This is a genomic window from Williamsia sp. R60, assembly GCF_054063855.1.
In genome coordinates this window covers 1,140,334-1,161,139 of the sequence record NZ_JBSSGR010000002.1, presented here as the reverse complement: position 1 = coordinate 1,161,139, position 20,806 = coordinate 1,140,334, and the positions used below count along the sequence as shown (strand labels likewise).

Annotated in this window: 20 protein-coding genes; 10 read left to right on the top strand and 10 right to left on the bottom strand. The window is 64.9% G+C overall.

Translation table 11 applies throughout. The features are described 5' to 3' along the window. Positions 1 to 19 precede the first annotated feature (19 nt). The 4 genes from ACVWY6_RS12350 to ACVWY6_RS12335 all read right to left on the bottom strand — a co-directional run bounded on the left by ACVWY6_RS12350 (position 20) and on the right by ACVWY6_RS12335 (position 4,334). Entirely contained in the window at positions 20 to 1,564 is a 1,545-nt protein-coding gene (locus tag ACVWY6_RS12350) for a 4Fe-4S binding protein (protein ID WP_457538298.1), read from the bottom strand. Between the two features lie 2 nt (positions 1,565 to 1,566). After that, a complete protein-coding gene (locus ACVWY6_RS12345) occupies positions 1,567 to 2,568 on the bottom strand; it encodes an AurF N-oxygenase family protein (RefSeq protein WP_023963041.1) in 1,002 nt (333 codons plus the stop codon). 186 nt (positions 2,569 to 2,754) lie between these two features. After that, entirely contained in the window at positions 2,755 to 3,396 is a 642-nt protein-coding gene (locus ACVWY6_RS12340) for a hypothetical protein (protein WP_457538296.1), read from the bottom strand. 44 nt (positions 3,397 to 3,440) lie between these two features. Beyond that, entirely contained in the window at positions 3,441 to 4,334 is an 894-nt protein-coding gene (locus ACVWY6_RS12335) for an Lrp/AsnC family transcriptional regulator (protein ID WP_023963039.1), read from the bottom strand. A gap of 253 nt (positions 4,335 to 4,587) precedes the next feature. Between ACVWY6_RS12335 and ACVWY6_RS12330 the strand changes: the two genes are divergently transcribed. Genes ACVWY6_RS12330 through speB form a run of 8 tightly spaced genes read left to right on the top strand, consistent with a single transcriptional unit; the run spans position 4,588 to position 11,781 of the window. Beyond that, positions 4,588 to 5,418 carry an ABC transporter substrate-binding protein gene (locus tag ACVWY6_RS12330; RefSeq protein WP_033335516.1) on the top strand — a complete coding sequence of 277 codons (831 nt, stop codon included), beginning with the start codon at positions 4,588 to 4,590 and terminating at the stop codon, positions 5,416 to 5,418. Between the two features lie 5 nt (positions 5,419 to 5,423). Further along, positions 5,424 to 6,152: an amino acid ABC transporter permease gene (locus tag ACVWY6_RS12325; RefSeq protein ID WP_457538294.1), complete on the top strand. Its 729-nt coding sequence runs from the start codon at positions 5,424 to 5,426 to the stop codon at positions 6,150 to 6,152. Continuing rightward, positions 6,149 to 6,916, top strand: coding sequence for an amino acid ABC transporter ATP-binding protein (locus ACVWY6_RS12320; RefSeq protein WP_023963035.1), 768 nt, complete (start codon positions 6,149 to 6,151; stop codon positions 6,914 to 6,916). The genes ACVWY6_RS12325 and ACVWY6_RS12320 overlap by 4 nt, the downstream gene beginning before the upstream one ends. Positions 6,917 to 6,942: 26 nt before the next feature. Continuing rightward, positions 6,943 to 7,947 (top strand): C-terminal binding protein, encoded by a 1,005-nt coding sequence (locus ACVWY6_RS12315; RefSeq protein ID WP_457538292.1) that lies wholly within the window; start codon positions 6,943 to 6,945, stop codon positions 7,945 to 7,947. After that, positions 7,944 to 8,849: a sugar phosphate isomerase/epimerase family protein gene (locus ACVWY6_RS12310; RefSeq protein ID WP_457538290.1), complete on the top strand. Its 906-nt coding sequence runs from the start codon at positions 7,944 to 7,946 to the stop codon at positions 8,847 to 8,849. The genes ACVWY6_RS12315 and ACVWY6_RS12310 overlap by 4 nt, the downstream gene beginning before the upstream one ends. Next, a complete protein-coding gene (locus ACVWY6_RS12305) occupies positions 8,849 to 10,045 on the top strand; it encodes an aromatic ring-hydroxylating oxygenase subunit alpha (protein WP_457538289.1) in 1,197 nt (398 codons plus the stop codon). Before ACVWY6_RS12310 ends, ACVWY6_RS12305 begins: the two co-directional genes overlap by 1 nt. Continuing rightward, a complete protein-coding gene (locus ACVWY6_RS12300; RefSeq protein WP_457538287.1) occupies positions 10,045 to 10,809 on the top strand; it encodes a class II aldolase/adducin family protein in 765 nt (254 codons plus the stop codon). The genes ACVWY6_RS12305 and ACVWY6_RS12300 overlap by 1 nt, the downstream gene beginning before the upstream one ends. 9 nt (positions 10,810 to 10,818) lie before the next feature. Beyond that, the gene (gene speB / locus ACVWY6_RS12295; RefSeq protein ID WP_457538285.1) at positions 10,819 to 11,781 is read left to right on the top strand and encodes an agmatinase; all 963 of its coding nucleotides are present in this window, start codon (positions 10,819 to 10,821) and stop codon (positions 11,779 to 11,781) included. Between the two features lie 18 nt (positions 11,782 to 11,799). Here the strand turns inward: speB and ACVWY6_RS12290 are convergent, their stop codons facing one another. The 4 genes from ACVWY6_RS12290 to ACVWY6_RS12275 form a co-directional block, all read right to left on the bottom strand. Next, positions 11,800 to 12,501: a Tellurium resistance gene (locus ACVWY6_RS12290; protein ID WP_457538283.1), complete on the bottom strand. Its 702-nt coding sequence runs from the start codon at positions 12,499 to 12,501 to the stop codon at positions 11,800 to 11,802. A 39-nt stretch (positions 12,502 to 12,540) separates the two neighbouring features. Then, positions 12,541 to 13,758, bottom strand: a complete 1,218-nt coding sequence (gene ilvA, locus ACVWY6_RS12285) for a threonine ammonia-lyase (RefSeq protein ID WP_457538281.1) — start codon at positions 13,756 to 13,758, stop codon at positions 12,541 to 12,543. A 198-nt stretch (positions 13,759 to 13,956) separates the two neighbouring features. Beyond that, positions 13,957 to 15,129, bottom strand: a complete 1,173-nt coding sequence (locus ACVWY6_RS12280) for a cystathionine gamma-synthase (RefSeq protein WP_030170888.1) — start codon at positions 15,127 to 15,129, stop codon at positions 13,957 to 13,959. Positions 15,130 to 15,211: 82 nt separating this feature from the next. Then, a complete protein-coding gene (locus ACVWY6_RS12275; RefSeq protein WP_023963018.1) occupies positions 15,212 to 16,600 on the bottom strand; it encodes a cystathionine beta-synthase in 1,389 nt (462 codons plus the stop codon). A gap of 60 nt (positions 16,601 to 16,660) precedes the next feature. Here ACVWY6_RS12275 and ACVWY6_RS12270 point away from each other — a divergent pair, with 60 nt between their 5' ends. Both ACVWY6_RS12270 and ACVWY6_RS12265 read left to right on the top strand, forming a co-directional pair. After that, entirely contained in the window at positions 16,661 to 17,572 is a 912-nt protein-coding gene (locus ACVWY6_RS12270; protein WP_031333579.1) for an SGNH/GDSL hydrolase family protein, read from the top strand. Between the two features lie 108 nt (positions 17,573 to 17,680). Beyond that, the gene (locus tag ACVWY6_RS12265; RefSeq protein ID WP_030170871.1) at positions 17,681 to 18,901 is read left to right on the top strand and encodes an acetyl-CoA C-acetyltransferase; all 1,221 of its coding nucleotides are present in this window, start codon (positions 17,681 to 17,683) and stop codon (positions 18,899 to 18,901) included. 82 nt (positions 18,902 to 18,983) lie between these two features. Here ACVWY6_RS12265 and ACVWY6_RS12260 read toward each other — a convergent pair whose 3' ends face one another. After that, complete coding sequence (locus ACVWY6_RS12260) at positions 18,984 to 19,856, bottom strand: Bax inhibitor-1/YccA family protein (protein WP_116915854.1); 873 nt, start codon at positions 19,854 to 19,856, stop codon at positions 18,984 to 18,986. A gap of 157 nt (positions 19,857 to 20,013) precedes the next feature. After that, on the bottom strand, positions 20,014 to 20,775 hold the full coding sequence (locus ACVWY6_RS12255) for an SDR family NAD(P)-dependent oxidoreductase (protein WP_457538278.1): 762 nt from the start codon (positions 20,773 to 20,775) through the stop codon (positions 20,014 to 20,016). Between the last annotated feature and the right edge of the window lie 31 nt (positions 20,776 to 20,806).

Here is a 20,806-nt window from a genome sequence, read left to right as displayed (position 1 = left end):
AGGCGATGATGAAGGTTGCTCAGTGGACCGACAGGCGCTTGCGACGGCTCTTCTTCGCCGGTCCGACCAGTCGGCCGGCTTCGAGGTCTTCCCGTAGACGGGCGACGGTCTCGGCCGAGTCCGATTTGTTCGTGCCGATGAAACCGGAGGGGCCTCGCTTGATCCATCCGGTCACGTACAGGCCGGGGATCGGGCCCGCCGACGCGACCACTCTGCCCTGCTCGTTCGGGATCACCCCGCGCACAGGGTCGAAGGGTAAGCCGGGAACTTCCACGCCTCGGTATCCGATGGACGTGAGAACCACTCCGGCGGCAACGGTTTCGACCTGACCGGTCGGCTCGATTCCACCCCTCTGCGAATCGAGCCGGTTGATCCCGAAAGTGACGCCGTCGAGCATCCCGGCCGCGTCACACTCGAAGCGTTCGGGCGATCGGAGGAACGCAAGCCTGATGCTCGGGCCGGTGCGACGGGGACGACCTGCCAGCTCGGCCAGCAGTTGCAGCTTGGCCGCCGCAGTCGAATCGGTTGGCGCGGTTGCCTTCACAGCGTCCAGCGCACCGGGGTCGAGTGTGACGTCGACACCCCCGTCGGCCAGCCCGATCAGTTCGGGGAGGGTGAAGGCGGCGCCATCGGGACCACGGCGCGCGGCGACGACGATCTCTTCGACCTTTGACGAACGCAACGCCTCGAGCGCGGTCCGTGAGATGGATGTCGGAGCCAGCCGCTGCGGGTCGGTCGCGAGGATGCGTGCGACGTCGAGAGCGACATTGCCGTTGCCGATGATCACCACCCGCCGCGATGAGAGGTCGAATCGACGGTCGGCGAAGTCGGGGTGGCCGTTGTACCAGCCGACGAACTCCGTCGCGCTGGCCACACCGGGCAGATCCGCGCCGGGAACCTGTAATCGGCGGTCGGTGCCGGCTCCGCCGGCATAGATCACGGCGTGATTGTCGCGCTGCAGTTCGTCCAAGGTGATGTCGCGACCGAGTTCGCTTCCGAGAAGGATGTCGAGCCGATCGTCTCGTGCGATCTCGTCGAAGAGCGCCATCACCTTGCGTGTCGAGAGATGATCGGGCGCAACGCCGTAACGGGCGAGACCGAACGGTTTGTCCAGTCTCTCGTGGATGGTGACGCTCACGTTCGGGTACCGGAGCAGTTCGTCGGCGGCATACATTGCAGACGGGCCTGAGCCGACGATTGCCACGCGCACCGGTTCCCCGCCGGGCGACGCCATCGGCTTGGGCTTCGAGATGGGCGCCAAGGGCAGGCGCAGTCCCGGATCCACCGGGAATCGGACCGCCGGGGTTGCTGCATCGGAGTAGTGGTCGGCGTTGATGGCCGGATAGCGCTCGTGCGCGGGCTCGATCCGGTTGCCCGGAACAATCGCGCCCACCGGGCAGGCGCTCACGCATGCACCACAATCCACGCAGGTGGCCGGGTCGATGTACAGCATCTCCGACGTGAGGAAATCGGGCTCGTCCGGAGTCGGATGAATGCAGTTGACCGGACACGCGTAGACGCACGACGCATCGGCGCAACACGCCTGCGTCACCACATGGGGCACTCTCAGGCCGCCGTGTACGTCGGTTCGCTGCGATAGCGCGAAGGACGTCCGCCGATGCCGAGCAGTCGCCACAACACACGCGACACCGGGTTCATCAGGCCACATTGCTCTCCGAGCATCCGGACGTCACCGAAGACGTTCCGGAGGAACTGCTTGGAGCTCTCGGACTTCCAGAAGATGTCCTTCATGACCTCGCGCGGGATGTCGAAGTCGCGCTCGAAAGACTTGGGTGGCACGGTGATCGCCCCGCACAGCACCCGCATGACGATCGGCAGCATCAGCGACAGGAGGAAGCGCTGCACCCAGGACTTGCGGGGCACCGTCTCGCGCAGCAGGTGGTGGGCGAAGGAGATGTGCCGGGCTTCCTCGGCGACGTGCAGTTGCATCACGGCCATCATGGTCGGGTGCATCTCGTCGCGATTGCGCAGGAAGTCCTTCTGGATGTGATCGATGGGCTCTTCCCCACCGAGCACGCCGAAGTAGAAGATCGTGGGAAAGATGGTGGAGGCCAACGGGACCAGGGGCGAGATCAACCGGTAACCGAGCTTGGCGCCGGGAACGTCCACCCCGGTGCGGTTGATGAACTCCTGGAACATGAGGGTGTGGTTGCACTCCTCTTTGGCCTCGTGAGTCGTGTAGCGAAACTCTTTGGCTGCGTTGGGGAGTTTGAAGCTGTACTGCATCAGACCGCGGATCAGGACGGACTCGAACTGAAGGCCCACCTTGGCAACGTTGGCCTGACGCCACATGCCGATCTTGATCTGCTTGTCGAGCGGCTGTTGCTGATACCAGGGATGCCTGCCGATCGGGTCGACGACCTTGGACAGCACCCACCGCGGATCGTTCTCAGTGATCGCCATGTGCGGCGCGTCCCAGTCGATGTCCAGATACGGGTCGAAGTTCCTGTGCACCGAGGCGCTGGACAGGTCGTCGAGGACCTGGCCGTAGTCGTGCCCATCGGTGTCTCGGGTGTGTTCCGGGACGTACTTCAGCGCTTTCGTCAAAACGACTCTCCTGGCCTGTGCAACGTGTTCTAGACGAACGCTAGGGGGTACGCCCTAGCTTGTCAACGTCCGTTGTCATAAATCAACCACGATTGGCACACCCCACAATGTCATCTGGCTGATCGACCCGCCCTGAGCAGGAACTTCCCGCTCGTGACGCGAACCGGTTGCCGGCGACACGAACTTTCAGTGCATGTACTCATGAGGCAGCTTCGCGCTGCCCGGAACGAGGTATTCGTCGGCGGAGATCATGCGTAGCCACTCGGTGGTCAGCCCCCGATACATATCCTCCGCAACGTTCCAGCCCGCCACCTGCACGCCCGGAGTGACCAGCCCGAGGACCGCGCCCGCGATGGCCGATGGGGCACTGCCCTCGGCATCCCACACACCCGCGGCCAGTGGTCGAGGCTCGATGATCAGCTCCTCATCGACGACGGCGGCGACACCTCCGAGTCTGCGTACGTTGTCGATGACGCCGGTGACGTCGTCTTCGGTGACGCCCCTCAGGCGGCTCACCCCCGTTGTTCGCGTGGCCAGCACGGCGATCAACGGGATGAGACCCGCGGCGTCGCGCACCGCCACGTCGACAGGACCGAGTACCCCGCTGGTCGACCGCGAGGTGACCGTGAGACCGGCATCCGACGTCACCACGTAGCCGTCCATCTCGGCGAAGACGTCGCAGATGGCTTCACCGGGTCCGCGTTCCCGTGGCCAGTTGCGAATGAGGACAGTGCCCCCGGAGATCAGTCCGGCCGCTGCGAACCCGGCCGCTACCGTGGGGTCGACGCGTCCCGAGGTCGCCTGCGGAGCGACGACACGTGCCCGCACCGGACCAGAGGTTGACGGCGTCGGCCACGACGCCCCACGCGCGCTCACGGCTTCATCGCCTCCACCGGGTAGTGGTAGCTCTCTTTGACGGTGTCGAGGTGGACCCAGCTGTCGAGCCTGAGCACGGGTCGCAGCGCACGCAACCGGTCGAGAACGCTGACGATGTCGGCCAGCGAATCCGCGTGCACGGTGGCGAGCAGGTCATAGCGCCCCAAAGTGGCTGCCAGGAAGCGGATCTCGGGCATCTCCGACAGCAGGTCGCCCCCGGTCGAGGCGGGGCCCCGCAACGAGATACCCACCCCGACATCGAATTCCGTATCGCGGCCCGACCTCGCGATCGCGCCGATCCGTACGACTCCTTCGTCGATCATGCGCAGCACCCGTGTCCTGGCGGTGCCGGTCGACACCCCGACCCGCTCGCCCAGGGTTGTGTACGACAGCCTGCCGTCCATCTGCAACTGCATCAGAAGCCGCGAATCGACCCGGTCGATCTCGACAGCGTCAGCTCGGGTCGGGCGCAGCACGTCGACCACCAACTCTGTGTAGAAGAGTGTCTCCGTGGAACGAACCCCGTCCACCGAGCGCACCCGATCGAGCACAGTCGCGAGATCACCATCGCTGTAGGCACGGGCTTCGGCGATGAGCGGGAAGGCACCCGAGGCCAGACTCACAAAAGGCACCTCCGGCATGGCGGCGATGGCCTCGGCCACTCGGCGCACGGGCCGGTCCACCGAGATCGAGATGTGGGCAAGCGATTTGATCCCGATGGTCAGCGGGTGCACGAGACCGACCACGCTGACGAATCCACCATCGAGCAGATGGCTCAGGCGCCTGGCCGTGGTGGTTCTGGACAGGCCCAGCTGGTCGGCGAGCTCGTGGGTAGAGACCCTGCCATCGCGACGGAGAGCCTCCACGATGCGCATGTCGACCTCGGGCATCGGGCCCGATCGACTCTGCTCACGAGAACTTAACAATTGACCGGTCCGATCGTCGGCGGGACGTTTTTGCAGGTGGGTGCATAATCAGTAGATCTTTGTTTACAAAATGCACACATAATTGGGCTTTCCTTCAATCGATCCGGGTTTGATTGCAGATTTCGCCTTGCTGACCTATGCCGGCGATCCTACGGTGAGACCCGACAGTTCCGCACCATCGCCGGTGCTCATGAATCAACACCCTGAGGATCCACACATGCGAAGAGTTCTAGCGACTACGGCCGCAGTACTGCTGGCCACCACCATCGCCGCCTGCGGTGGCGGTGCGGAAAGCACCGAGGCCTCCGGCAAAGCGCCTGCGGGACTTCTCAAGAGCGGCGAACTGACGGTGTGCACCGACCCCGAGTACCCGCCGATGGAGTACTTCAAGGACGGCGACACCTCCAGTCCCGTCGGCTTCGATCCCGACGCGGCGCGGGCACTCGCGGATCTCTGGGAACTCGACATCAAGTGGCAGAACACGGCTTTCGACGGACTGATGCCGGCCCTGCAGGCAAAACGGTGCGACATCCTCTGGGCCGCGCTCTACATGAGTCCCGAGCGACTCGAGGTCGCCGACGGCTCACCCTTCATGGAGACCGGCCCCGGGTTGATCGTGCGCACGGACACGAGCGACATCACCACGGCCGACGATCTCTCGGGCAAGACGGTCGCGGTGCAGGGCGGCGGGTCGAACGAACAGACCCTGCGTGATCTGTCGAGCCGATTCGAGTCCGAGGGCAAGCCGGGAATCACGGTGCAGCCCTACCCCAAGACATCAGAAACTGTTGCTGCTCTTTCCAATTCGAAGGCCGACGCTCTCATTGAGACCGATGTTGCCGTCGTCGACATGGTCGAGAAGTCCCAGGGCAAGCTGAAGTCCATCCCCGATGTGTTCCCCGCCGACACCCAGTTCGGCGTCTTCACGCTCAAGGGTTCGCCGCTGAGCCCAGCGGTCAGCACCAGCCTCAAAGAGCTCGACGCCAACGGCACACTCGGCAAGCTCGCCGAGCAGTATGGTCTCGATCCCAACCGAATAGTCACCTGACCGCGATGGTCTTCGAGTGGAGCGTCTTCACCGACGCCTTGACGTCCGGGACATTCTTCCGCGGCGCGCTGCTGTCGCTTGGCCTGGCCATCAGCGCGATGATCGCAGCCACCGTGATCGGGTTCCTTGTTGCCCTCCTGCGCATCGCCAAGAATCCCGCTCCCCGTGCTGCGGGCTGGGTCTACGTCTGGTTCTTTCGGGCCATACCCACCTTGCTTGTCCTGCTGCTCATCTGGAACGCCGGACCACAGCTGTTCCCCGGCCTTCGTGAGAACTGGTTCACCCCCTTCCTTGCGGCCTTCATCGGCTTCGCGGTGGTGGAGGCCGCATACATGGCCGAGATCCTGCGGTCGGCGCTGCTCAGCGTCGACGACGGCCAGCACATCGCGGCGCGGGCACTGGGCCTTCCGCCGCACAAGGTGTTGTTCAAAGTGGTTCTCCCTCAAGCCATCAAGGTTGCGATTCCGCCCAGCGGTAACGAGTTCATCGCCATGCTGAAGTACACGTCACTCGCATCGGTCATCTCACTACGAGAATTGCTGACCACCGCGCAAGCCGAGGTGTCTGTGACCTTCCGCTACGCCGAGTACTACTCGGCCGCCCTGGTGTACTACCTCGTGATCGTCAGTGTGGCCATGGTCATCCAGTACTTCATCGAGGCTCGATACCGATGGATTTCCAAAGGTCACAACACATCCGGCATCACCCCGACCGTGCAGAAGGTCCCAGTATGAGCAGCCCAGTCCTGCAGGCGATCAACCTGCACCGTTCCTACGGCCAGACCGAAGTGCTCAAGGGAGTCGACCTGACGGTGAACAAGGGTGAGGTCAAAGCCCTGCTGGGCCCTTCGGGTTCGGGCAAGTCCACGATCCTGCGCTTGATGGCTCTGCTCGAGACACCGGACCAGGGTGAGATCTTGCTACACGGCAAACAACTGGGTGTGTCCGTCGGATCAACCGGGGCGACGCGGTCTCTGCGGGAGACCCAGCTGGCCCGTCAGCGCCGCGACATCGGCATGGTGTTCCAGCGGTTCAACCTGTTCGCACATCTCGATGTGCTCCACAACGTCACCCTGGCGCTCACCGAGGTCGGCGGGATACGACGGACCGAGGCCAGAGAACAGGCCACCGCCATGCTCGAACGGGTCGGTATGGCACACCGGCTCAGGCACTTTCCGAGTGAACTGTCCGGTGGTCAGCAGCAGCGGGTGGCAATTGCCCGTGCACTGGTGATGAACCCGTCGGTGATGCTGTTCGACGAACCGACGTCGGCTCTCGACCCAGAACTGGTGGGAGAAGTGCTCGAGGTGATGGAACAGCTCGCCGAACAGGGAATGACCATGGTGGTGGTCACCCACGAGACGCGATTCGCGCGTCGCGTCGCCGACGAGGTCGCTCTCTTCGACGACGGGATGATCGTCGAAGCCGGACCGCCGGGGCCGTTCTTCGACGACCCGCAACACCGACGGACGCAACAATTCCTTTCGCACCTGCGCTGAACGTCTGCGCTGATCCTGGAGCATCGATGCCCGACAACGGACCGCTCGCGGTCTACACCGACACCGACGACCTTGACCCCGACATCGGGTGTCAATTGCTGAGAGACAATGGCTTTCGGGTCGAAGTACTGCAGACACGGGACCCAGACGTCATCGCCCGCGACGCCGCCGGGGCCACCGCTCTACTCGTCGGCTACGCACCGATCGACCGAGATCTGTTGCTGCGGCTGCCGAACCTGAAGATCGTCGCGTTGCTCTCGCGTGGACACGACAACGTCGATGTGGATGCCGCAGCCGAGTTGGGCATCTGGGTGTGCACGGTGGGTGATGTCGCGGCCGAGGAGGTGGCCACTCATGCCTGGACCCTCACACTTGCACTGATTCGCCGGCTCCCCTTCTTCTCCGGGTTCCCCACCACACGCGGCTGGCTGGACCGTCCCACCCCTCTGCCGCGGCGATTGTCCGAGATGACGGTCGGCGTACTCGGTCTGGGCAGCACCGGTCGTAGATATGCTGCCCTTGCGGCACCGACGGTGCGCGAGGTGCTGGGCTTCGACATCCGCACCGACCGTCCGGAACCGGCCGCAGGCAACGGGCTGGTAGGCATCGACGGCGCGCGGGTGACAGACCTCGACACCGTGCTGAGCCGATCCGACGTCATCTCCTTGCACCTCCCGCTGACCGAGGACACCCGGGAGTTCCTCGGGGACAACGCATTTACCAGGATGCGTCAGGGAGTCCATCTGATCAACGTCGCGCGCGGCACACTCATCGATTCGGCGGCGCTGCGTCGTGCTCTCGACACCGGGCGTGTCACGGCGGCCGCACTCGACGTCTTCGACACCGAGCCCCCTGATCCCGCCGATCCCCTCATCGGGCACCCGAATGTGCTCTCGACCCCTCACGTCGCGTACCTGTCGGATGCCACGACGCGTGGGTACATCGTCGCTCAGGCGCAGAACGTGGTCCGGTGGATGCAGACCGGCACACCCGTGCTGACCGTCAACGACCCCGTGGTGCCGGTGCCATGAGCGCGGAACTCGCTGTCTTCCAGTCAATGTGGGCTATGGAGGACCTACCCAACACCGCAGATCAGTGGTCGCTTCCGGAGCAGATCCATCTCATCGCCGCCGCGGGTTTCAACGGCGTTGCGGTGGATCTCGGGGCACGGCGGGCGCCTGCTGCCGCTGAGCTCGCCCCACTCATCCAGGGGTCAGACCTGAACGCCGCCGTCTTCGCTTTTGTTCACACCATCGACGATCTGCGTGCGGCGATTGACTACGCCCACCAGGTCGGCGCCGGCCAGATGGTCGTGTGCGCGCAGATCTACGGGTTCGATCCCGAAGCCCTCGCCGGCACCGTGGCGAGGTGGTACGAGCTGTGCCGTGACGAGCAGATCGACATGCAGTTGGAGACACACCGCAACACCGTCACCAACGACATCCGATTCAGCGAGCTGCTCCTGCGTCACCTGGACCCACGCATCGAGCTTGCCGGAGATCTCTCCCATTATGTGTGCGCCAACGAGATGCCCGACGAACCCACGCGTGAATACGAAGACCTGGTGACCGCCATCCTGGACCGTTGCGGATCACTTCAGGGCAGGATCGCCACCCGCGCGCAGGTCCAGATCCCCCTCGGCACCCCAGCGGGTGAGCGTTGGGAGCAACGGTTCCGTGGATGGTGGGAACAGGGCTTCCGATCCATTCGGGCGCGGAGTTCCCCAGGCCGGCAGATCATGTTCTGCACCGAGCTCGGTACGCGTCCCTACGCGATCACCGACGCCGCAGGAGCCGAACTGTCGGACCGGTGGACCGAGGCCCTGATCCTCAAGAGCTGGGCCCACGAGGCGTTCGCTGCCTCGGCGATCGAACCCTCCTCTCCCCCGGCCACTTCGCCGATCACCGTTCCATCACCTCACGGGAGTCATTGATGACCACACACAGCCCGAACCCGGTCACCGCCACCGGCAACCAGGTTTTGCCGGGCCCACTGTCCTCGGACACCACCGGACACGCGCTCATCCCGGCGCGCGCCTACAGCGGGCCGGCCGAATACGCACTCGAGCAGGAGCGGATCTTCTCGTCCGGCTGGGTGTGGGCCGGTTACGCGCACTGGGTCGACGAACCAGGGATGGTGCATCCGGTGGACATCGGCGGCAAGCCCCTTCTGATCATCCGCGGCGACGACGACCAGATTCGGGTGTTCCACAACTCCTGCAGACACCGTGGCATGGCCATGACCGACGAGCCGGTGAAGGTTCGCAAGCGGATTCAGTGCGCGTACCACTGCTGGTCCTACAACCTCGACGGAAGTCTGCACGCCACACCGTATTTCACCCGGGAGCGCACGCGCGCGGTACCCGACGGTGCCGAGCACCTGGGTCTGCTGCCTGTCGCCGGCCAGGTGTGGGCGGGCATGGTCTTCGTCAATCTGGCACTCGAGAGCGCCGAGGCCGGCGGAACGGACCAGATCGATGCCGATTTCGCCGCCATGCTCGCACCGATCCTGGCGCGATGGGACCACGTCGACTTCAACCGCATCCACTTGGCCGAGGAGCGCCGGTTCGACATCGCCGTGAACTGGAAACTGGTGGTGGAGAACTTCCTCGACTTCTACCACCTGCCGTTCATCCACCCGCAGGTCGGGCCGGTCAGTGCGTCGCTGGACGTGGACGATGTCCGTTTGGCCGACCACATCCTCGGGGGCTGTTACCCGCATGGCGCAGCCGGTAAGGCCGCCAAGACCGACGAGGCGCTGCCATTCCTCGGCGACGTTCCCCCCGCTCGAACCGAGAGCCAGGACATCTTCTGTGTGTTCCCGAACGCCCTGCTGTTCTTGGAAGCGGATTGGTTCCAGGTGATCGGATTCGACGCCGCCGGCCCGGAACGAACCGTCGAGCACATGGCCGTGTTTGTCGACGAGACGGCGACGGGCGAGCGGTTCAGCACCGAGCGAAAGCGATTGACGGACATATTGTTCGAGGTCAATGAGCAGGACATGCCAATCCTGCACAAGCTGCAGAGCGGTCGCAGATCCCCCGCGGCGGACCGCACCAATCTGGTCACACACTGGGATCAGATCACCGCGATGTTCCAGAAGCTGGTGTCCGCAAAGGTCGGCTACTGATGCCGGATCTCACGACCATTCCGGCCGAGGAACTCGAAGTACGCAGACAACTGGCCGCTGTGTACCGGTTGATCGCGCATTTCCGGATGACCGATCTAATCTTCACACACATCTCGGTTCGACTCCCCGGCCCGGACGAGCATTTCCTCATCAATCCCTATGGGCTGCTGTTCGAGGAGATCACCGCATCGAATCTGGTCCGCATCGATGTGGACGGTCAGTTGACCGAACCCGTTGGTCCGCCGGTCAATCCGGCCGGGTTTGTCATCCACAGTGCCATTCATCGGAGCCGGCCAGACGCGCACTGTGTACTTCACACCCATACGGTGGCGGGTTGCGCCGTGGCGGCCTCGGCAACCGGCCTCCTCGGCCTGAACCAGATCTCGATGGAGTTCCACAACCGCGTCGGCTACCACGACTACGAGGGCGTCGCTCTCAACCTCGACGAACAAGAGCGGCTGGTTCGGGACATCGGCAACCATCCAGCGCTGATCTTGCGAAACCACGGTCTGCTCACCGTGGGTTCCACACCCGCGCAAGCTTTTCTGAGGATGTACTACCTCAACAAGGCCTGCGAGATACAGGTCGCCGCCACCCGGGCGGGAGAGGTCATCGTCCCGGACGAGGCGATCCGTGAACACACCGCACGTCAACTGAACGCCGAAGACACCGGCGACGATCTCACCGACGACATCGGCATCGACCTCGCCTGGTCCGCCATGGTGCGGTTGGTCGAGCGCATTGCACCTGACTACAAGGACTGAGGAAAAGCAGTGACGTTGAACTCGATTCAAGGCCCAGTCGATGCAAGTCTGGTGCCCCGCTACACCGAACCCGGCACCTTCGCCCGCCTGCCGCGTCTCGATGATGTCCGGTCGGCCGCCGTCAAGATCGTGGGTGTCCCGTTCGACACCGGAGTCAGCTACCGCCCCGGTGCACGTTTCGGCCCCGGCCACATCCGCGCGTCGTCAAAGCTGTTGCGGCCCTACAACCCCGCCATGGACATCTCGCCGTTCGCCGTGCACCAGGTTGCCGACGCAGGCGACGTCGCGGTCAACGCTTTCGACATCGTCGAAGCCCTCGACACGGTCGACCGTGCCGTGACGCACCTCGGATCGGACGGGGCGCGGCTGCTGACGCTGGGCGGTGACCACACCTTGGCACTCCCGCTGCTGCGGGCGCTGCATCGTGAGCGCGGAAAGCTGGCGGTGCTCCACTTCGACGCCCATCTGGACACCTGGGACACCTACTTCGGGGCGCCGTACACACACGGCACCCCGTTCCGGCGGGCCAGCGAAGAAGGTCTCATCGACATGGAACGGTCGATGCACGTGGGTATCCGGGGGCCGCTGTACAGCGCGCAAGATCTCGAAGCAGATGGCGTGCTCGGCTTTCAGCTGATCCGCTCCGACGACTATCAATTCGACACGGTGCGCAGCATCATCGAGCGCATCCATCGCCGCGTCGCCGGAGGCCCGGTGTACGTGTCCGTGGACATCGACGTGCTCGACCCCGCGCACGCACCGGGTACGGGCACTCCGGAAGCGGGCGGCATGACGTCGCGCGAATTGCTGAACACATTGCGCGGGCTGTCCGGGCTCGACATCGTCGGTGCCGACATCGTCGAGGTGGCGCCCGCGTATGACCACGCCGAGATCACGGGTATCGCCGCCGCACATGTGGCGTACGAACTGTTGTCGGTGATGGCCGCCGACGCGCAACCGTCGACGAGCTGAGAGGGACTGGGGTGCAGGCTATTTGCTACCTCGGCCCCAGTTCAGGCCCCAGCGGAAATGTTTGTCCATCTTGTCTCCGCCGGAGAAGTACTCGACCGCTCGCGTGATGGTCACTCCTTGAGCGCCGACTTCGATGAGCGCGATGGATGCGGTACGCAGGTTGTTCTTGGCCGAGTCCATCCGGACCTCGATAGGGGGTCCGAACTGCGACTCCACGGTCACCACGCCATCAACTGCGGCCCAGTTCGGGCTTCCCGCGTAGATGTCGGCGAACACCAGGATGCGCCGGAACACAGCAGGATTGGCGAGGTTGACAAACATGTTCTCACCGCCCGCCGAATTACCGGATCGGTCGTCGGAGTCCAGTTGAATGAACGGCCTGCTCTCGAGGGAGCCGAAGACACGGTCGAGCGCACCGATCCCGCCACGGGAGCCGTCGGCCAGTTCATAAAGACATCGCAGGTCGAGGTCGACGCCCTTCTTGCGCTTGCCGAACAGCCCTCCTGACGACTCCCCCTGCGCCCAGTTCAGGTTGATCCGAATCGTGCCGCCGGATGCTCCGGGCTTGGCGAGGTTCACCGACGGCGCCTGCTTGGTGAGCGCGATCTTGCTGAGGTTCACCGCCGACGCGGCCGCTGGTGCCGGTGTCGCGGGAGGCACCGGCGCAGGGGTCGACGGTGCCTGCGAAGGCTTGGAACGCTTGGTGTAGTCGATGGCCATGGGTTGAGCCTAGGGAAATTCGGACACCCGCGCGTGCGGTCAGGTGAACGAGTACCCGGATTCGGTGAGCGCCGCGCGTACGCGTGCCTGGTGTTCGGGCCCCTTGGTCTCCAGACTCACGGTGACTTCCACCTCGCCGAGTCTCAGCTCGCCGCTGACGCGGGAGTGGATGACGTCGACCACGCTCACCCCGATGTCCCGCAGCAGCTCCAGCAGGGCGACCAGGCCGCCGGGACGATCCGGAACTGTTGCGGTGATCGTCAGGTATCGACCGGCCGCCCGCAAGCCGTGGGTGGTGACCTGGGTCAATAGGAGCGGGTCGATGTTGCCGCCCGAGAGGACCACGCACACCTGCCCGTCGAGCCGCAGGTCGGGAATGCTGGTGATGGCAGCGACCGCTGTGGCGCCTGCCGGTTCGACCACCAGCTTGGCGCGTTCGAGTACCAGGACGAGCGCCTGGGAGATCGCCTCTTCGCTGACCGTGACCACCTCGTCGACGAGTTCGGACACATGGGCGAACGGCACCACTCCGGGTTTGGCCACCGCGATGCCGTCGGCCATCGTGTTCATCGACGTCGCCTTGACCGGGCCGCCGCGGGCCAGCGAATCCGGCCACGCCGCAGCGGCCGCTGCCTGCACCCCGATGACCCGGATGGCGCGGTTGTGCAGCTTGATCGCGGCTGCGACGCCGGCGAGCAGACCCCCACCACCCAGCGGAACCAGCACTGTTCCCACATCAGGCATCTGTTCGAGCACCTCGATGCCGATGGTGGCCTGCCCGGCCACGATGTCCGGATGATCGAACGGGTGGATCAGCACGGCCCCCGTCTCGTCGGCGAAAGCAATTGCGGCATCCAGGCTTTCATCGACCGTGGCACCGTGCATCATGACGTCTGCGCCGTACGCCCTGGTGGCCGCCACCTTCGGAAGTGAGGCACCGGTGGGCATGAAGACCGTCGACGAGATCCCCAGCGTGCCCGCCGACCAGGCCACGCCTTGGGCATGATTGCCGGCACTGGCCGCGACCACACCTCGTGCCCGCTGCTGCTCGTCGAGTCCGGCAATCCGCAGATAAGCACCCCGGGGTTTGAATGATCCGGTGCGCTGCAGGTTTTCGCATTTCAACCAGACATCATGACCACAACGTTCGGACAGCGCCCGCGACGCGACCACCGGAGTCCGGCGCATCACCGGTGCCAGCAGTTGCACCGCCCGGTCGATGTGGGCCAGGTCCACCAGCGGCTGTGCACTCACCATCTGACAATAATGGTCTAGTTTTGGCGCGCCCGTGGCATTCGAGCGAGCAACGAAGTGTTGTTCAAACCCGTGAGTGGCCCCGCGTGCTCTGGACAGAGGAGCGAGGGAGCGCAGCGACTGAGTCGACGAAGGAAGAGCACGCGACCTGGGGGCCGCTCACCCGCGAGCGAAGCGAGCCAGACCAACACAGCGAGCAGACTAGCCGAGCGCGTTCTCGAGATCCCCGATCAAGTCACCGATGTCTTCGATCCCGACCGACAGGCGGACGAGGTCGGCGGGGACCTCGAGCAGTGAGCCGGCGGTGGAGGCGTGGGTCATCGCGGCGGGGTGTTCGATGAGGGATTCGATGCCGCCCAGTGACTCGGCGAGGGTGAACACCTCGGTGCGGTCGCAGAACTGTTGTGCTGCTTCCGATCCGCCGGAGACGCGCACCGAGATCATGCCGCCGAATCGGGTCATCTGCTTGGCGGCGGCCTTGTGTCCGGGGTGGTTGGGAAGGCCCGGGTACAGCACCGAGTCGATCTTGGGATGGGAGCTGAGGAACTCGACGAGCTTTTCGGCGTTGTCGCTGTGCCTATCCATCCGGACGCCGAGTGTCTTGATGCCCCGCATGGTGAGGTAGGCGTCGAACGGTCCCGGTACTGCTCCGGCGCCGTTCTGCAGGAACGCGATGTCGACGTCGAGCTGTTCGTCGTCGGTGACCAGTGCGCCACCCACCACGTCGGAGTGCCCGCCCATGTATTTGGTGGTCGAGTGCAGCACCACATCGGCGCCGAGTGTCAAAGGCCGCTGGAGGTAGGGCGACGCGAAGGTGTTGTCCACCACCAGTTTTGTCTTCGCTTCGTGCGCCACTGCGGCGAGCGCCTCGATGTCACCGATGTTCAGCAACGGGTTGGTGGGTGTCTCGACCCAGACGAGTTTGGTGTTGGGTCGGATCGCGGCACGCACGGCGTCGACGTCGGTGACCGGCGCGACCGAGTACTCGATGCCCCATTGGCTGAACACCTTGTCGATCAATCGGAACGTGCCGCCGTAGGCGTCGTTGGGGATCACCAGGTGGTCGCCGGGACGCAGCGTTGCACGCAGGAGGGCGTCGGTGGCGGCCATGCCCGAGGCGAAGGCCCGGCCGAAGCTGCCCTCTTCCAGGGCCGCGATGTTGGCCTCGAGTGCCTGACGGGTGGGGTTGCCCGTACGCGCGTATTCGAAGCCGCCGCGCATGCCTCCCACGCCGTCCTGGGCGAAGGTCGAACTGGCATAGATCGGTACGTTGACCGCACCGGTCGCGGGGTCGGGTTCGTAACCGGCGTGGATCGCCTTGGTGGAGAATCCTTGCCAGTTGTGCGAGTCGGTCTTGCTGCGCTGCTCACTCATGACATCCAGGGTAGAGCCCGGCCCGCCCGGCCTGCAGTTCGGCCGATGCGAACCGGTTTCCGCCCTGGGTGACCTGGTCTGGCTAACCGATCGAGCTGACGAAGGCCAGCAGGTCGTGCCGCGTGATGACGCCGATCGGTTTGCCGTCTTCGACGACCATCAGGGCATCGGTGTCGCTGAGTGCTTTTGTGGCCGCCGACACCGGTTCGCCCGAGCCGATCAGGGGGAACGGCTCGCCCATGTGAGCGCTGACCGGATCGGCGAGGTTTGCCCGGCCCTCGAACACGGCGCTGAGGAGCTCGCGTTCACTGACAGCGCCGGCGACCTCACCGGCCATGATCGGTGGCTCGGCCCCGACGACGGGCATCTGCGACACCTCGTACTCGCGCAGGATCTCGATGGCGTCACGCAGCGTCTCGGACGGGTGGGTGTGCACCAGGTCGGGCAGTGCTCCCGACTTGCCGCGCAGCACGTCGCCGACCAGTGGTTCTTTCTTCGCGTTGCCGTCGAGCGGGGTACGCAGGAAGCCGTAACTGCTCATCCACCTGTCGTTGAAGATCTTGCCCATGTAGCCACGTCCACCGTCGGGCAGCAGTACCACCACAAGCGCGTCCGGGCCCTCACGTTCGGCGACCTGGAGTGCGGCGACAACCGCCATGCCACAGGAGCCACCGACGAGCAGTCCCTCTTCGCGGGCGAGCCGCCGGGTCATCTCGAACGAGTCCGCATCGGAGACCGCGATGATCTCGTCGGGGATCGCCGGGTCGTAGGCGGTGGGCCAGAAGTCCTCACCGACACCTTCGACGAGGTACGGACGACCGGTGCCGCCCGAGTACACCGATCCTTCGGGGTCGGCACCGATGATCTTGACCTTCCCGCCGGACACCTCTTTGAGGTAGCGCCCGGTGCCGGTGATCGTTCCGCCGGTGCCCACGCCCGCGACGAAGTGGGTGATCTTGCCGTCGGTGTCGTTCCAGATCTCGGGGCCGGTGGTCTCGTAGTGGCTCTCCGGTCCTGCCGGATTGGCGTACTGGTTGGGCTTCCATGCGCCTTCGATCTCCCTGGTGAGGCGATCGGAGACGTTGTAGTAGCTGTCGGGGTGCTCGGGCGGAACCGCAGTCGGGCACACCACGACCTCGGCCCCGTAGGCACGCAACACGTTCCGCTTGTCCTCGCCGACCTTGTCGGGGCACACGAACACGCAGTGGTAGCCCCGCTGCTGGGCGACCAGGGCGAGCCCCACGCCGGTGTTGCCGGAGGTCGGCTCCACGATGGTGCCTCCGGGCTTCAACTCGCCCGACGCCTCGGCGGCGTCGATCATCTTGACGGCGATGCGGTCTTTGGAGCTACCGCCTGGGTTGAGGTACTCGATCTTGGCGGCGACCAGGCCAGATCCCGGTTGGACAACCGAGTTCAGCCGGACCAGAGGTGTGTTCCCGATCAGATCGACGACGTGACTTGCGATGCGCATGACTCCATGGTCCCAGACGCGTTCGATTATGTTGGAGCTGTGTCCGGATCAAGGCAGCGGATGATTCGCGACCTCGCAGCAACCGCGGCCGCCACGGCGGGTACGGCAGGTGCCGGGTGGGGTGCGTGGACCTTCCTCAACGGCCAGGCGCGAGCAGCGCGCACAGTCATCCCGCACCGCACCGACAACGCGCCCAACGGCGACGGGATCTATGGCCCCGACGGCGTCGGACCGATCCGTTTCCGGCGGAGCGAACCTTTTGATCTGCACCTGATGATCTTCGGCGACTCGACGGCGGCCGGTCTCGGCGCCGAGGTCGCCGACGAGACACCCGGCGTCCAGTTGACGCGAATGCTCGCCGACGAGACGGGCCGGCGTATCCGGTTGAGTACCAAGGCGATCGTCGGTGCGACGTCACGTGGGCTGTCCGGTCAGGTGGACGCCATGCTCATCGCCGGCCCCCCGCCCGACGTCGCGGTGATCTTCATCGGGGCCAACGACGTCACCAGCACCAGCGGGATCCGCGCCTCGGCGAAACGGCTGGGTTCCGCGGTACGGCGGCTGCGCGATGCGGGCGCGCATGTGGTGGTCGGCACATGTCCCGACCTCGGAGTGGTCGCGATGATCCCGCAGCCGTTGCGCACGGTGATCCGCCAGTGGGGCCTGCGTCTGGCCGCGGCGCAGTCCGTCGAGACCACCGCCGCCGGCGGCAAGCCGGTGCCCCTCGCCGATCTCCTTGCCCGCGAGTTCTTGGCCGCGCCCGATCGGATGCTGTCGGCCGACAACTATCACCCGTCGGCAGCGGGATACGAACTTGCCGCGCGCACTCTGCTGCCCGCCGTCCTCGCGGCCGTCGGCGAATGGGGCAGCGGGCCGCTACCGGACCCACCCGAGGTCTCCGCGATCGCGGAGGACAACCGGTGGAGCCGCCGAATGCGCGAGTACGTGGAACGCGCTGCCCGGCATCGTTGATCACAGCGAGCGGTCAGGTCCCGGCAAGCGTGTTCTCCAGCTGGCGTAACGTTCGATCAGAAACCCTTAAACACTTGCGTGTTCAACTTGATTCGACAGGGAGTCCATATGCCAGAAGCAGTCATCGTCGCCACCGCCCGTTCACCGATCGGGCGCGCGAACAAGGGGTCACTGAAGGATCTGCGGCCCGATGAGATGGCCCGCCAGATGATCGAAGCCGTGCTCAACAAGGTGCCATCGCTCGACCGCGCAGACATCGATGATCTGCACTTGGGCAGTGGGCAGCCCGCAGGGCAGGCCGGTTTCAACATCGCGCGTTCAGTTGCCGTGCAACTCGGCCTCGACCACGTTCCCGGTGTCACGGTGAACCGCTACTGCTCGTCGTCGCTGCAGACCACCCGCATGGCATTCCACGCCATCAAGGCGGGCGAGGGTGACGTGTTCATCTCCGGCGGTGTGGAGAGCGTGTCGAGCTTCGCCACCGGCAGCGCCGATGGCTGGCCCGACACCAAGAACCCGATGTTCGCCGAAGCGATGGAACGCACCGACAAGGCCACCGCCGGTGGCGCAGGCACATGGAGTGATCCGCGTGAGCAAGGCCTGATCCCCGACGTCTACATCCCGATGGGCCAGACTGCCGAGAACGTCGCCACCTACACCGGCATCTCCCGCGAAGACCAGGATCATTGGGGTGTGCGCAGCCAGAACCGTGCCGAGGAAGCCATCAAGTCGGGCTTCTTCGAACGCGAGATCGAGCCGCTCACCCTTGCCGACGGAACCAAGGTGACCACCGACGACGGTCCCCGCGCCGGAACCACGTACGAGAAGATCAGTCAGCTCAAGCCGGTTTTCCGTCCCGACGGCACCATCACGGCCGGCAACGCGTGTCCGCTCAACGACGGCGCCGCCGCGCTGGTGGTCATGAGCGACACCAAGGCCAAGGAGCTCGGCCTCACCCCGCTGGCCCGCATCGTCTCCACCGCGGCCACGGGCCTCTCCCCCGAGATCATGGGCCTGGGACCGATCGAAGCCGTGCGCAAGGCGTTGAAGTACGCCGGCCTGGGCATCGGCGACATCGACCTGTTCGAGATCAACGAAGCCTTCGCGGTCCAGGTGCTCGGCTCGGCCAACGAGCTCGGCATCGACCACGACAAGCTGAACGTCTCGGGCGGCGCGATCGCCCTCGGCCACCCGTTCGGCATGACCGGTGCCCGCATCACCGCGACGCTGCTCAACAACCTCAGCACCCACGACAAGAGCCTGGGTGTGGAGACCATGTGCGTCGGCGGCGGACAGGGCATGGCGATGGTGCTCGAACGCCTCAGCTGATCACTCAGCAGAACACCAAAGAGCCCCGCGACCTGTGGTCGCGGGGCTCTTTGGTGGTTCTGGTCGCCGAAGCGCTGTCGAACTAGTCCGAGTTGAAGTAGCTCAGCAGGCGCAGGATCTCGACGTACAGCCAGACCAGGGTGACGGTGAGTCCGAGAGCGATGCCCCAGGCCGCCTTTTCCGGTGCGCCCGAACGGATCAGCTGATCCGCGGCGTCGAAGTCGATCAGGAAGCTGAATGCCGCAAGCGCGATGCAGACGAGCGAGAAGATGATCGCGATCGGTCCGCCGTCACGAAGGCCCAGTCCGTCGCCACCGTTGAAGAACCCGATGACGAGGTTGCCGAGGATCAGCACGAGCACGCCGATCAGGCCCGCGAAGATCATCCGGGTGAACCGCGGGGTGACGCGGATGGCGCCAGTCTTGTAGACGATCAGCATGCCGCCGAAGACGCCGAATGTCGCGAGCACCGCCTGGCCGATCAGGACACCGGCGCTGACGTCGCCGGCAACAACCCAATTGGCGAAGACGAACGACACCGTACCGACGAACAGACCTTCGAGCAGCGCGTAACTGAGCACGATGGCCGGATTGTCTTGCTTACGACCGAATGTCGCGACGAGGACGAGGCCGAGCCCACCCAGCGCGCCGACCAGCATCAGCGGCATCGCCAATGCTTCGTTCTGGCTGGCCAGGAAGTACGAGACGGCCGCCGAGAGGATGAGGACACCGAGGGTGGCGGCTGTCTTCATCACGACGTCGTCGATGGTCAGGGTTCGCGATCCGACCTGCTGCCCTGGACGGGCGAACGGATCGGCAGGCGGTTGCCCCGTCTGCTGATTCCACATCGCGCCCTGGCCGGCGCCGGCTGCACCAGCGCCAAAGCCGGCGTAGCCGCCGGGTCCCTGGTTGCTGCGCACTACTCCGCGCATCACCGGATTGCTGCTTTCACGCACCGTTTTGGTCCCTTCATCAAGTGATCCCACTTATGCACGCTCAACGAGCGGCGTGGCTATCGAGTTCCGACTTTACCTTCTCTTGAACTTCGGTGCAGTCGACTCCCCTGCGGGATCAGCTGTCGGGCCGAAAAGTCGGCTCAGAGCATCGATCTGGTCAGCCCCACCGGCTGTGACCGCCATCGGCGGGAATCGTCACACCGCTGAGATACGCCGCATCCGTACTGCACAGGAACACCGCGATTCGACCGATGTCCTGCTCGGCATCACCGATCCGGCCCAGCGGGATGCTCTTGACAAACGCTTCGGCCTCCTCCGGGTACGTCTCGGTCCACCACTGCAACGACGGCGTCATGGCATGCGGCGCAATGGCGTTGACGCGGATGTTGTCCTTACCCCATTCGCAGCCCGCCGCCCGGGTCAACGAGCGCGTCGCCTCCTTGACGGCGGCATAGGGCCCATATGTGGCCATGTCCCAGCGGACCGCCGACGACGTCACCAGGTTGATCACCGATCCCCCACCTCTGGCAACCATCAGCGGATGACAGGCCTTCATCAACCGCAACACGGCGAGCGGCCCGGTTCGGAAAAACCTGGTGAAGTCGTCGTCGGACACGTCGAGCAGCGGGATCGGCATCGCATCGTTGGCGTTGTTCACCAGGATGTCGACCCCACCCAACCGTTCTGCGCACGCCTCGACGATGGTGGAGCAATCGTCGGCCTCGCTGACGTTGCCCACCAGGTACTCTGCCCGCACACCGTTGGCTTGCAGTTTCTCGGCGGCCGCGGCCAACGGATTCTCGTGACGGCCGCAGATGAAGATGTCGGCACCTTCCTTGCTCAGTGCCGAAGCGATGCCGAAGCCCACCCCTTTGCCGCCGCCGGTGATCAACGCAACCTTGCCGTCCAGAACTCCCATGCAGCAGACACTAGCGAAACTAGAACACGTT

Bases quoted from the DNA above. Each gene is read 5' to 3' on its own strand.
- ACVWY6_RS12290 (WP_457538283.1), bottom strand. From the start codon at position 12,501: ATGGCCATCGACTACACCAAGCGTTCCAAGCCTTCGCAGGCACCGTCG.
- ACVWY6_RS12325 (WP_457538294.1), top strand. From the start codon at position 5,424: ATGGTCTTCGAGTGGAGCGTCTTCACCGACGCCTTGACGTCCGGGACA.
- ACVWY6_RS12275 (WP_023963018.1), bottom strand. From the start codon at position 16,600: ATGCGCATCGCAAGTCACGTCGTCGATCTGATCGGGAACACACCTCTG.
- ACVWY6_RS12310 (WP_457538290.1), top strand. From the start codon at position 7,944: ATGAGCGCGGAACTCGCTGTCTTCCAGTCAATGTGGGCTATGGAGGAC.
- ACVWY6_RS12315 (WP_457538292.1), top strand. From the start codon at position 6,943: ATGCCCGACAACGGACCGCTCGCGGTCTACACCGACACCGACGACCTT.
- ACVWY6_RS12300 (WP_457538287.1), top strand. From the start codon at position 10,045: ATGCCGGATCTCACGACCATTCCGGCCGAGGAACTCGAAGTACGCAGA.
- ACVWY6_RS12335 (WP_023963039.1), bottom strand. From the start codon at position 4,334: ATGCCCGAGGTCGACATGCGCATCGTGGAGGCTCTCCGTCGCGATGGC.
- ACVWY6_RS12255 (WP_457538278.1), bottom strand. From the start codon at position 20,775: ATGGGAGTTCTGGACGGCAAGGTTGCGTTGATCACCGGCGGCGGCAAA.
- ACVWY6_RS12270 (WP_031333579.1), top strand. From the start codon at position 16,661: ATGATTCGCGACCTCGCAGCAACCGCGGCCGCCACGGCGGGTACGGCA.
- ACVWY6_RS12330 (WP_033335516.1), top strand. From the start codon at position 4,588: ATGCGAAGAGTTCTAGCGACTACGGCCGCAGTACTGCTGGCCACCACC.
- ACVWY6_RS12305 (WP_457538289.1), top strand. From the start codon at position 8,849: ATGACCACACACAGCCCGAACCCGGTCACCGCCACCGGCAACCAGGTT.
- ACVWY6_RS12280 (WP_030170888.1), bottom strand. From the start codon at position 15,129: ATGAGTGAGCAGCGCAGCAAGACCGACTCGCACAACTGGCAAGGATTC.
- ACVWY6_RS12265 (WP_030170871.1), top strand. From the start codon at position 17,681: ATGCCAGAAGCAGTCATCGTCGCCACCGCCCGTTCACCGATCGGGCGC.
- ACVWY6_RS12320 (WP_023963035.1), top strand. From the start codon at position 6,149: ATGAGCAGCCCAGTCCTGCAGGCGATCAACCTGCACCGTTCCTACGGC.
- ilvA (WP_457538281.1), bottom strand. From the start codon at position 13,758: ATGGTGAGTGCACAGCCGCTGGTGGACCTGGCCCACATCGACCGGGCG.